Genomic DNA, 12,601 nt, shown 5'->3' on the forward strand with positions numbered 1-12,601 from the left:
TGGAGGAATGGCAAAATTATTTTTCTTGTCAATTTTCGGAATTCGACATAAACTAACTATTTAGAGAGTCGAAGTAATGGGGGGCTAGAAATGCCAAAAAGTGTTTGGTTTTTAATTCTAGGGATGCTCGTGAACACAACGGGCAACTCTTTTTTATGGCCTCTAAATGCCATTTATATGCATGATTATTTAGGGAAAACACTCGCGATGGCGGGTTTTGTCTTAATGCTAAATTCAGCAGCAGGTGTTATAGGAAACTTACTTGGGGGATACTTATTTGATAAAATCGGTGGTTACAAAGCGATAATGCTTGGTAGTGTACTTACAGTTGTGACATTAGTTGGACTCACGATGTGGCATGAATGGCCGCAATATGTATGGTTTTTAACATTACTCGGTTTTAGCGGTGGCATTGTCTTTCCAAGTATGTTTGCACTAACAGGCACGGCTTGGCCAGAAGGTGGTCGGAAGGCGTTTAATGCTATTTATTTAGCGCAAAACTTGGGTGTTGCTGTTGGCCCAGCATTAGCAGGGATTGTCGCTGATAATGGTTTTGACAATGTGTTTAAGGTGAATTTATGGATGTATGTATTGTTCTTCTTTATAGCACTATTGACATTTAAACGTTTTGAGACTGGAAGTATTGCACCGAAAAGTGTAGTCAGTGAACGTAAACGAATCATAGATAAGGCACCGTTTTATGCACTATTAATAATTAGCTCATCATCTGTTCTATGTTGGTTAGCCTATTCGCAATGGAGTGCGACAATTTCTTCTTACACCCAGGACTTGGGCTTAAGTTTAAAACAATATAGCCTACTTTGGACAATTAACGGATTACTGATTGTAGCGGCACAGCCGTTAATCGCACCACTTGTGAAAAGATGGGAAAATAATTTAAAGCGTCAATTAGTATTTGGGGTTTTATTAATTGCCATTTCCTTTGGCGTTGTTGCATTTGCAGGTGATTTTAAAATGTTCGCAATCGCGATGGTCGTCTTAACGTTCGGTGAGATGTTTTATACACCAGTATTACCGACGATTGCAAATCAGCTTGCACCAAGAGGTCGTCAAGGCTTCTATCAAGGGATTATTAATAGTGCCGCAACAGGTGGGCGGATGATTGGTCCATTATTTGGTGGCATTATGGTAGATCAGTTTGGTATGATGGCCCTCATGTCAATTTTAGTTGTCATTGTGGTAACCGCGATTATCCCATGCCTCGTGTATGATAGACCACTTATTAATAGAGACAAGATAAATACAGTGCCAGATTAATAATGATAGAATAGCAAAATTCGCACAAAACGAACGAAAAGGTTGTTAAAGCAGCTTTTTTTGTTCGTTTTTTTATTATGTCCTTGAAATTGGATTATTTTACAATTACAATCATACATATTCAAATATATGAATATATGATATTTATGCCTAATAAAGTGAGGGAGAAAGTTATCCCGGCGCAAAAGGCAAAATCGATAGTGTTACGCTAGAAATGGGGAGATCTTTATGGAAGACGGAATGCAGCGTTTCAAGGCAGATTTTTTTAAAGCATTAGCACATCCATTACGAATAAGAATCCTTGAACTGTTAGTAGATGGAGAGAAAAGTGTAAATGAAATTCAAAGTTGCCTAGAGAAAGATGGCTCTGCCGTTTCGCAACAATTGAGTGTATTACGTGCTAAAAATATCGTGTATGGGACGAAAGATGGAAAAAAAGTTTACTATTCTTTACGCGACCCGATGATTATTGAATTACTCGAAGTTGCCCGAACTATTTTTAACAATCATTTGATTAATACCATTTCAAGATTAGAAGAAATGACTGTTAGTGAAAATAATGATGTGGACTTATAAACTATGTACTGTGGAAACGAAGTTAGTATCATAGTGTATCTTACAGTTGTGTAACTCCATTTAACAGAAGCCCAGATGTTTTATGCGCAAACTCATAGGGACAAATACAATTGCGTCGAGGCGTAATTGATAAAAAATCTTCTTGGAAAGTATATCAAAATCTGATTGAAAATGTTTTTGTTGCACTAGATTAGGTGGACAAGTAAATTTCGAAAGGAAGATTTAATATGAAGTCACTGTTTACGGGACGTTTTGAAGGGTATTCAGTTGGTCATTTTAAGAAGGATTTATTGTCTGGTACCATCGTCGGCATTATAGCGATTCCACTTGCCATGTCCTTTGCCATTGCTTCTGGTGTGAAGCCAGAGTATGGGATTTATACTGCCTGTATTGCAGGCATCCTTATTTCGTTACTTGGTGGTTCGAAGTATCAAATCGGCGGACCAACAGGTGCTTTCGTGCCAATTCTTTTAGGCATTGTGCTGACCTATGGCTATGAAAATTTGTTAATAGCAGGGCTCATGGCAGGTGTTCTTTTGTGCTTAATGGGGATTTTCAAGTTAGGTTCACTTATTAAATTTATCCCTCGTCCTGTGACAGTTGGCTTTACTGCAGGAATTGCGGTCCTTATTTTCACAGGGCAAATTGCAAATTTCTTGGGATTAATTAAAATTGAACGGCATGAGTATTTCATTGCCAATATTAAAGAGCTACTCATACATATTGGTGCTACGAATTTTTATAGCATTTTAATTGCGTTATTATGTTTCGTTGTCATTCTTATGACGCCGAAAGTCTTACCGAAAGTACCGGGTGCGTTAGCTGGGATTGTCGTTTCTACGATTGTGGCAACTGTATTTTTGTCTGGACAAGTTGCGACTATTGCTACAGCTTATGGAAGTATTCCAAATACCTTGCCGCAGTTTGCGATACCTGAAATTACTTTTGAACGTATTCAGTTATTAATTGGCCCAGCATTTGTCATAGCGATGCTAGGGGGGATTGAATCGTTGTTATCTGCAGTCGTCGCGGATGGCATGACAAATAGTAAGCATAATAGTAATAGAGAGCTTATTGGGCAAGGGATTGCTAATATTGTCACGCCATTATTTGGTGGTATTCCTGCAACTGGGGCGATTGCCCGCACAGCAACAAATATAAAAACGGGTGCGACTTCGCCGATGTCAGGTATTATCCACGGTGCATTTGTATTAATTACATTATTATTGTTAGCACCTTATGCGTCACATATTCCGCTGGCAAGTATGGCGCCGGTTTTAATGGTCGTTGCATGGAATATGAGTGAACAGAAGCATTTTGCACATATTTTAAAACTGAAATCTGGTGATTCACTTGTCTTGATTATCACTTTTGTGCTCACGGTTTTTACGAGTTTAACTTTAGCAGTAGAAGTAGGGCTTGTTTTAGCGGTTGTATTATTTGCAAAACGTATGAGTGAAATGCTTGTTGTATCAAAGGTTTTACCAGATCATACGAAAGAAAGCGGCAAGGTGCTTTCCCATGTAGTCAATCAAAAGCATGATTGCCCGCAAGTTAGTATCTATACGATTGAAGGACCGCTATTTTTTGGTGCTGCCCAAACGTTTGAACAATCAATATTAGGCTCGATTCATTATCATCCAAGTATATTAATATTACGTATGAGCAAAGTGCCATTTATGGATTCGACAGGGGAATCTTATTTTAGTAGTATTGTGCAAAATTTCACAAAGCGTGGTGGCACAGTTTTCGTCACTGGCGTACAGCCCGAATTAAAAAAAATGCTGGAACAAAGTGGGCTAGTTGCTGAAATTGGTGAGGAGAATTTTTATAACCAAACAGGTGAAGCTATAAATGCGGCATTAACACGTTTGAATACGAATAAATGTTTAGGGTGCAAACACTTTGCTTTTAAGGAGTGCAATAGCTTATCTGTGCAATAGTAGTTGTAGTGCCAGGCACCCATTTTACACTTGTACTTTTCCCAGCTATCTATTAGAATTAATGCAATACATGTAAAGACAATGATGAGGAATAGTAGATTTGACGTTCTTTGTAGAGAGCTAGCGGTTGGTGAAAGCTAGTAGGAACGCAAGTTGAACTCGCCTACTGAGTCTGCAAGCAAGTTGCCGTTTATTTCCGCGTTAAGGAAATTTGAGCCGAGTGTGATCACTAATTTGGGTGGTACCGCGGGAGATGCGTATTCTCTCGTCCCTTTATAACTAAAAGGGGCGAGTTTTTTTATTTTTTAAATATTTTGTCAATTCTAATAGTGAGCAACACTGCACATATAAAGGAGGAAATAATTTTGAGTTTCAATCATCAACAAATCGAAAAAAAATGGCAGCAGGTCTGGGCTGACAACAAAACATTCAAAACAGAAAATGAAACAGACAAACCGAAATTTTATGCATTAGATATGTTCCCATATCCATCAGGTGCTGGTCTTCACGTAGGACACCCTGAAGGTTATACTGCGACAGATATCCTTTCACGTTTCAAACGTATGCAAGGTTATAATGTTCTTCATCCAATTGGCTGGGATGCATTTGGTTTACCAGCAGAGCAATACGCACTTGATACAGGGAATGACCCAGCGGAATTCACTGCGAAAAATATCGCAACGTTCAAACGCCAAATTCAAGAACTAGGTTTCTCATATGACTGGGATCGTGAAATTAATACAACTGATCCAGAGTATTACAAATGGACACAATGGATTTTTATCCAACTTTTCAATAAAGGTTTAGCTTACGTGGATGAAGTGGCTGTAAACTGGTGTCCTGCACTAGGTACAGTTCTTGCCAACGAAGAAATAATCGATGGTAAATCAGAGCGTGGTGGTCACCCAGTAGAACGCCGTCCGATGAAACAGTGGATGCTAAGAATTACAGCGTACGCAGACCGTTTAATCGACGACTTAGAGGAAGTTGACTGGCCGGAATCTATTAAGGATATGCAACGTAACTGGATTGGCCGCTCTGAAGGTGCTGAAGTAACATTTGGTATTGAAGGTACGGACAAAAACTTCACTGTATTTACAACACGTCCTGACACGTTATTTGGTGCAACTTACGCAGTACTTGCGCCAGAACATAAACTAGTGGCTCAAATCACGACGGCTGACCGAAAAGAAGCGGTTGAAGCATACTTGGATAAAGTAAAACTTAAATCTGATCTTGAACGCACAGATTTAGCGAAAGAAAAAACAGGTGTCTTCACAGGAGCTTATGCAGTAAATCCTGTAAATGGCGCTAAAATGCCAATTTGGATTGCAGACTATGTACTTGCAACTTACGGTACTGGTGCGATTATGGCGGTTCCTGCACATGATGAGCGTGACTATGAATTTGCAAAAGAATTCGGCTTAGACATCAAAGCCGTGCTTGAAGGTGGAGACATTGAAAACGAGGCATTTACGGGCGATGGCAAGCACATCAATTCTGGTTTCCTAGATGGTCTTGGTAAAGAAGAGGCAATCGAAAAAGCAATCGCATGGTTAGAAGAAAAAGGTGTCGGTGAGAAGAAAATTTCTTATCGTTTACGTGACTGGTTATTCTCTCGTCAACGTTACTGGGGTGAGCCGATCCCAATGATTCATTGGGAAAATGGCACAATAACACCAGTTCCAGAATCTGAATTACCATTAATATTACCGAAAACAGATAATATTCGACCATCTGGTACAGGTGAATCACCACTTGCGAATATTACAGAGTGGGTAAATGTTGTAGATCCTGAAACAGGTATGAAAGGCCGTCGTGAAACGAATACAATGCCACAATGGGCAGGTTCAAGCTGGTATTTCTTACGCTACATTGATCCGACAAATACAGAAGCAATTGCTGATCCAGAATTACTAAAGCGCTGGTTACCAGTTGATATTTATATTGGTGGAGCAGAGCATGCCGTACTTCATTTACTGTATGCGCGCTTCTGGCATAAAGTATTGTACGATCTAGGCGTTGTTCATACGAAAGAGCCATTCCAAAAATTATTCAACCAAGGAATGATTCTTGGTGAAGGTAATGAAAAAATGTCTAAATCTAAGGGTAATGTAGTAAACCCTGACGAAATCGTTGCTTCACATGGTGCCGATACATTACGTTTATACGAAATGTTCATGGGTCCTCTTGAAGCTTCAGTATCATGGTCTACAAATGGCCTAGACGGTGCACGTCGTTTCTTAGATCGTATTTGGCGTTTATTTGTCAACGAAGAAGAAGGAACAATCGCAGCGAAAATCCAAGCTTCTGATGATAAAACATTAGAAAAAACGTACCACCAAACTGTGAAAAAAGTGACGGAAGACTATGAAGGTATCCGTTTCAATACAGCTATTTCACAAATGATGGTATTCATTAACGATTGCTACAAAGCAGACGTTATTCCAACTGCATACGCAGAGGGCTTTGTGAAAATGCTAGCACCACTTGCACCACACGTAGCTGAGGAACTATGGCAACTACTAGGTCATGAAGGGACAATCTCTTATCAAGAGTGGCCAACATACGACGAGTCTAAATTAGTAGACGACGAAGTAGAAGTAGCGGTACAAGTAGCAGGTAAAGTACGTGCGAAAGTTACTGTATCTAAAGACGCTTCTAAAGATGAGTTAGAAAAAGTAGCATTAGCTGATGAAAAAGTACAAGAGCATATGGCTGGCAAAGAACTAGTAAAAGTCATTGTCATTCCAGGCAAGCTTGTTAATATCGTAGTAAAATAAGAATTTTTAGCCGGGAGAGCACTACTTTCCTGGCTTTTTATCTTTTATTCAGCAAGTGTCCAGACACCTGCCATACAGAAAATGATGATTGAGCTAGAATAAGATGCGTTTTCTAGGATCGCTTTTCAAACGTAACGCTTACAGTTAATGTCGAAAATACTCCTGCTATTTCCTAATATGAGCGCTGTGGGTTTATGATAAAGGAAACAAGATCAGATGAATTTGGCGTCGGTGAGAATAGATACTGTATGATGCTAAATTTAAGTGTAAAATAATTGAAATGCTAAACGATAATAAATAATTCGTTTAGCAATTTTTTTTATGAAAATGAAACTATACATATAATTTTTCCGACTATAGTGTGAATGGAAATGGGGGTGTTTGTTTGAGTGAGCACTTGTCAGCAATTATGGAAGAACACGGCGAATATTGCTTACGTGTGGCCTATTTATATGTCAAGGATTGGGCGATTGCTGAAGAAATTATCCAAGATGTTTTCCTTGCATTTTACCAACAGCAGGAACGTTTTGAACAAAGATCTTCATTGAAAACATATTTAGTGAAAATTACGGTTCATAAAAGTCACGATTACTTACGTAGCTGGAAAAATAAGCGTCTTGTTTTATTTGAGAAATTACATATCGGGGCAAGTAAGAGAACGGCTGAAAAAGAGTTAATTGAAGGTGAAGAGCGCACTATATTGAAGGATGCATTATTCACGTTGCCAATTATGTATAGGGAAGTTTTGATATTGCATTACTATAAGGAGCTAAAAGTTCGAGAAATTGCAGATATTTTAGGTTGTTCAGAAAACACGGTGAAAACGAGATTGCGACGTGCACGGAGGTTATTGCAAGAGCAGCTCGAACAAAGTGAGTGGGAGGTGCTAGTAGATGACACCTTTTAAGAAAAAGTTAAATAAGGAGCTGGGAGAGGCCTCTTTCTTTACACGAGAATTACAAGCAGAAATTTTGCAAAAGGCACAACAGCCAGCAAAAAAGAAAAGACATTGGCAATACCCTATGGTTCTTGTTTCAGCGACTTTGATTGTGCTGTTTTTCATAATCATTGGTCCGTGGACAATGACAAATACGTCTAAGCAGGCGACCATTGAAGAAATCGCCAAAAACGAAGCAGTGAAGCAATTTACAAGCGCCTTGAACTGGAGGGACGATACATTTGCGGCTGGAAGAATAGGCTGGATATTTGGGCAACAAGAATTTCAACAAGGTAAGGAAACGGAGCTATTACAGCAGGTTTTACAACATGCTGTGTTGAGTGAAAAGCATGAGTATTATAGAAATTTTCGCGATGTATGGCTCCAGTTTGAAAATGGACAAATAGCGAAGTTGAAAATGCAAGTGGAGGATGAGCAGCTTGTATTTATTGATATGGACACGAATTTATTTTACAAAGTAGATGCTGTGGGGGCAGCCAAGTTTACTTCTATTTCCATTGAAGATGACAGCTTGGATTCAAACTTGTTACTTGTTTTTATGCTGAGTTTTATATTATTAGTATGGATTGTAGAAAAAGTCGTACGAAAAGTTTTCAACATCCAAAAGGGGGAGAAATATGTCTCTAAAGCTCACAAACGTGCCACGATTATTATCAGTATCGTAAATTCCATTATCGTACTTGTTTCGCTGATAAATGGATGGCTTATTTATAAAGGAGTTATCTTGGCTATTATTTTTAGCTTAACTTTTTCAAATATTGCAATTGATTATTATTATGGGCGAGAGGAGAAAAGGCATTATGTAACGATTGCCAGGATGTTGGTTGGTATTCCTTTCTTTATACTCTTCTTCCTTTAATTAAAATGTAACGTAAAAGAGATGTCTCGCATGTATAGCGGACATCTCTTTATATGCTCAACGGTCATAGTGTTGAATGAAATCTATTTTTCTCATGCTTGTTTTTGTAACGTGCGATTTAAAAATAGTATATAGATTATTGGTAGGATAGCAGCGATGGTTACAATGCCTGTCCATTGGAAAAAGGACCAAATCGGGCTAAATAACGTACTACCGCAAGCAACCCCTATATAATAGGAAACGAGATACAGGCTTGAAGCACTCCCTTTTTGGTATGTAGCCGTTCGACTGACGGTTGACGAAGTTAAGGCATGTGCAGAAAAGAACCCTAAACAAGCCATACATAAGCCTACTACAATGACGAAAAGTGAGCCGCTTAAGGTGCAAAGAATCCCGATTACTAATAAAAACACCCCTAATGTTCGTACAATGTGAATACCAATTTTCCCTGCAAGTGCACTGGCGATTGGTGAACCGACAATGCCGACGCTATATGCTAAAAAAATGAACGAAATTGTTTTTAACGAAAGCGAAAATGGTGGTTCTGTTAAATGATAAGGAATAAACGACCACACACCTGTAAAGGACACTTGTAAAATGATTCCAAGACCAAATAACTTCAGCAAATTTGGGTTTTTTAAATGGAACCAAAAGCCTTGTAAATCTTTTTGTATTGTTCTTTCATTCATAGCGAAATTGCGTGATTTCGGTAGTAGTAGCCACACGATGGCAAAGATAATAATACCCAATATAGCGAGTGCAGAGAACGCCATCTCCCAAGAAAAACGTTCAGTCACATAGCCCATCACAAGGCGTCCAATCGTCCCACCAAGTGCGTTACAGGAAATATAGAGTGAAGTCGCTATACCCATCGATTTGTGATCAATTTCTTCGCTAATGTATGCCAGTGCCGCTGCTGGGACACCAGCAATGGCAAATCCCTGTATAAATCGCAAAACAACAATGATGAAAAATGAATCTGTTAAAGGCATGAAAAGAAAAGGAAGTACAGTCAGGATGATTGAAAATCTGATAAAGACTAATCGTCCGTGTCGGTCTGATAAAAATCCTAAAACAATTAACCCGAAAATAACAGACAATGTTGTCATGGACATCGACATACTAGCATACGATACAGATATTTGAAATTGCTCTGTAAAGAAGGGTAGGAGTGGTTGCACCGAATACATCGCCGCAAATACGAATACCGATGCAAGACCTAAACTCGTAACAATTACCCAAAACTGTCTGTCTTTAATGGAATACCCTTGTTTGAAATTATCCATATAAAAGACCTTACTTCATTTGTTCTGGTAACCAAAGAGACAATTGTGGTAATAGAACAACTAGTGCTAAGAACACAATCATAAGAACGATAAACGGAATTACGCCTTTTACTACTTCCCCGAGTTTTTCTTTTGCGATACCACTAACAACGAAGAGATTCAGACCTACTGGTGGTGTAATCATACCAAGCTCCATGTTGATCGTCATAATAATCGCAAAGTGAATGAGGTTAATATCAAAGTGTACAAGAATCGGTAATAGGATTGGCAACGTGATTAAAATAATAGATACTGCTTCTAAGAACATCCCCATGAAGAAGAACAGAATATTAACGATAATCATGAAGATCCATTTGTTCATATCACTTTCAGCAATCCAAGCACCTACATTTTGTGGAACTTGCGCATTCGTTAAATATAGACCGAATAGTGAAGCCGCACCGATAATTAAGTAAATCATCGCTGTAATATTAATAGATTCTACTAACACTTCGCGGAAGTCTTTGAGCTTCATTTCACGGTAGATGAACAAGGAAACGACTAAACCGTAGAATACTGCGATTACAGCTGATTCTGTTGGTGTAACAACGCCAGAATAAATTGTTCCTAAAATCAGGAATGGTAAAAATCCACCCCAAATGGCTTTAAGAGATTTACGACCACGTTCACCCCAAGATGCCTTTGCATCACCTTTGAAGCCATTTTTCTTTGCATAGAAAATAGCAGCAACGATTAAAATACCTGTTAAAGCAAGACCAGGGATAACGCCGGCCATAAATAATTCGCCGATTGATTGCTCAGAAGTAATCCCGTAAATAATAAGCGGTACACTTGGAGGAATTAAAATTCCTAATGTACCCCCAGCTGCTACAAGACCCATTGAGTAACGTTTTTTATAGCCAGCAGAAATCATTGCAGGAATCATGATTGATCCGATTGCCGCTGCCGTTGCAGGTGAAGAACCTGAAATCGCTGCGAAAATCGCACATGCTAAAATGGTTACAACTGCAAGACCACCCGGAAGGTGACCAATCCAAGCACGTAAAGCTTCGATTAAATATTTAGAAATACCACCACGTGCCATTAACACCCCAGCGAGTACGAAACCTGGAATCGCCATCATCGGGAAAGAATCCAGCGCAGTAAAAATACGTTGTGGAACCATGTTCATATTAAAGTCGATTTGGAACAAGACAAAAATAGTTGATAAGGCTAAACTAATCGCCACTGGTACACGTAAAAATAATAAAATAAAGAAACTAATTAAGAGGATTAGCATATACTTCATCCTTTCCTCGCAGGATATTTACTAGACGCTCAAGGAAACGTGCTAGGAACAGTACTCCTGATATTGGTAATACTAAATAGACAATCCACATCGGAATCCCAATATCAAGAGACACCATGCCGGAAGAGAAGCGATTCTCTACTAATACAAAGCCGTAATACGTATAAATAAGGCAGAAAGTGATACTTAAGCCAGTTGCGACTAAGTCTAAGATACGTTTCATAGACGGTTTTAATTGATCGTATAAAATGTCCACTTGAATATGTTGGTTATGACGAAGTGCTAATCCAAAACCAAGGAATGTCCCCCAAATGATCGAATAACGGGCAAGTTCTTCTACCCAAGCTTGCGGATCATTGAAAGCGTAGCGCATAATTACGCCGTAAAATATTAGTGTAATACCGACTAGGAAGAAGAATCCAGCGAGGATTTCCTCTAAATAGCCCCATAACTTATATAATGCGTTCATCCTGTTGCCTCCTTAAAAATTCATGTTAAGATTTCATTCAACACATAAGCGTGAGCGGCTTATTTTCAAAAAAAGAGTGAGTGCCGATTCTATCGACACTCAAACTAGAAGAACTTATTTTAAATCACGGATGCCGTTGATTAATTCTTCAGTAATTACTTCGCCAAATTCTTCGTAAACTGGATCAAGTTGTGCTTTAATTGCTTCTTTTTGTTCAGTAGTTAATTCGATTACTTCAATACCAGAGTTTTTAATGTTCTCGAATGATTTCTCATTTTCTTCAGAAGCTAAATCCAATGCTAATGTAGTAGCTTCGTCTAAAGCTTCTTCTACTGCTGTTAACAAATCAGCAGGGATTTTATCCCAGAATGGTTTGTTTACGAAAATTGCGTAGTCAAGACGACCGTGCTCAGAAACTGAGAAGTGTTTTTGTACTTCTTGGTATTTTTGTGTATCAAAGTTATTGAATGTGTTTTCTTGTCCATCCACTGTACCTTGTTGTAGGGCAGCGTATGTTTCACCGAATGAAATTGTGGCAGAACCAGCGTTTAAAGCTTTAAATTGTTCTTCAAGAACTTTACCTGCTTGTGCACGGAATTTAAGACCTTTAAAGTCTTCCGGTTTTACAAGTGGGTGTTTGTTGTTAGAGAAATGTTTGAAACCATTTCCCCAGAATACTAATCCTTTAACATCGTTTGCTGCTAATTGATCTGATTCAAGAATTGTTTTTGCTACGTCAGATTCAAAGAATTTACGAACATGCTCTTCGTTCTCGAATAGGTAAGGCATGTCAACGTATTGCCAACGCGGGTCAATTTTCACCATTTTTGTTACAGATGGAGCAATCATATGAACGTTTCCTGATACTAACGCATCAAGTTCATCTGCATCGCCATATAATTGAGATGAAGGGTAAACTTCAACTTTTACTTTACCTTCAGTCTTCTCGTCTACTAATTTAGCAAAAGCGTCAGCCGCTTTACCTTTAACACTATCGATAGATGTTACGTGAGAGAACTTAAGTACAAGCGGTTTTTCTTTTGTATAGCCGCCGTCGCCGTCAGCTGCTGGAGCCGAAGCTTCTTCTTTTTTGTCGCCACCACAAGCAGCAAGTGCTAGTACAAGCACAGCCATAAGTGACATTAAAAGCCATTTCTTCAT

Annotated in this window: 10 protein-coding genes and 1 other annotated feature; of the genes, 6 read left to right on the top strand and 4 right to left on the bottom strand. The window is 38.8% G+C overall.

Translation table 11 applies throughout. From position 1 onward, the window contains the following. Positions 1 to 90 precede the first annotated feature (90 nt). The 6 genes from AEA09_RS02715 to AEA09_RS02740 all read left to right on the top strand — a co-directional run bounded on the left by AEA09_RS02715 (position 91) and on the right by AEA09_RS02740 (position 8,397). Positions 91 to 1,278, top strand: a complete 1,188-nt coding sequence (locus AEA09_RS02715) for an MDR family MFS transporter (protein ID WP_053582384.1) — start codon at positions 91 to 93, stop codon at positions 1,276 to 1,278. Positions 1,279 to 1,506: 228 nt separating this feature from the next. Further along, positions 1,507 to 1,854 carry an ArsR/SmtB family transcription factor gene (locus AEA09_RS02720; protein WP_053582385.1) on the top strand — a complete coding sequence of 116 codons (348 nt, stop codon included), beginning with the start codon at positions 1,507 to 1,509 and terminating at the stop codon, positions 1,852 to 1,854. Positions 1,855 to 2,081: 227 nt separating this feature from the next. Then, the gene (locus AEA09_RS02725; RefSeq protein ID WP_053582386.1) at positions 2,082 to 3,797 is read left to right on the top strand and encodes a SulP family inorganic anion transporter; all 1,716 of its coding nucleotides are present in this window, start codon (positions 2,082 to 2,084) and stop codon (positions 3,795 to 3,797) included. Positions 3,798 to 3,869: 72 nt separating this feature from the next. Further along, positions 3,870 to 4,073, top strand: a binding site (T-box leader). Between the two features lie 89 nt (positions 4,074 to 4,162). Continuing rightward, entirely contained in the window at positions 4,163 to 6,580 is a 2,418-nt protein-coding gene (gene leuS, locus AEA09_RS02730) for a leucine--tRNA ligase (RefSeq protein WP_053582387.1), read from the top strand. A gap of 385 nt (positions 6,581 to 6,965) precedes the next feature. Then, positions 6,966 to 7,487 (top strand): sigma-70 family RNA polymerase sigma factor, encoded by a 522-nt coding sequence (locus tag AEA09_RS02735; protein ID WP_082332538.1) that lies wholly within the window; start codon positions 6,966 to 6,968, stop codon positions 7,485 to 7,487. Continuing rightward, positions 7,474 to 8,397 (top strand): hypothetical protein, encoded by a 924-nt coding sequence (locus AEA09_RS02740; RefSeq protein WP_053582388.1) that lies wholly within the window; start codon positions 7,474 to 7,476, stop codon positions 8,395 to 8,397. The genes AEA09_RS02735 and AEA09_RS02740 overlap by 14 nt, the downstream gene beginning before the upstream one ends. 92 nt (positions 8,398 to 8,489) lie before the next feature. Here AEA09_RS02740 and AEA09_RS02745 read toward each other — a convergent pair whose 3' ends face one another. The 4 genes from AEA09_RS02745 to AEA09_RS02760 form a co-directional block, all read right to left on the bottom strand. Beyond that, positions 8,490 to 9,683, bottom strand: a complete 1,194-nt coding sequence (locus AEA09_RS02745; protein WP_053582389.1) for an MFS transporter — start codon at positions 9,681 to 9,683, stop codon at positions 8,490 to 8,492. 10 nt (positions 9,684 to 9,693) lie between these two features. Further along, the gene (locus tag AEA09_RS02750; RefSeq protein ID WP_053582390.1) at positions 9,694 to 10,962 is read right to left on the bottom strand and encodes a TRAP transporter large permease; all 1,269 of its coding nucleotides are present in this window, start codon (positions 10,960 to 10,962) and stop codon (positions 9,694 to 9,696) included. Next, complete coding sequence (locus AEA09_RS02755; RefSeq protein ID WP_053582391.1) at positions 10,943 to 11,440, bottom strand: TRAP transporter small permease; 498 nt, start codon at positions 11,438 to 11,440, stop codon at positions 10,943 to 10,945. The genes AEA09_RS02750 and AEA09_RS02755 overlap by 20 nt, the downstream gene beginning before the upstream one ends. A 114-nt stretch (positions 11,441 to 11,554) precedes the next feature. Further along, positions 11,555 to 12,601 (bottom strand): DctP family TRAP transporter solute-binding subunit, encoded by a 1,047-nt coding sequence (locus tag AEA09_RS02760; protein WP_053582392.1) that lies wholly within the window; start codon positions 12,599 to 12,601, stop codon positions 11,555 to 11,557.

The sequence above is a fragment of the Lysinibacillus contaminans genome, from assembly GCF_001278945.1.
Lineage (GTDB): Bacteria > Bacillota > Bacilli > Bacillales_A > Planococcaceae > Lysinibacillus > Lysinibacillus contaminans.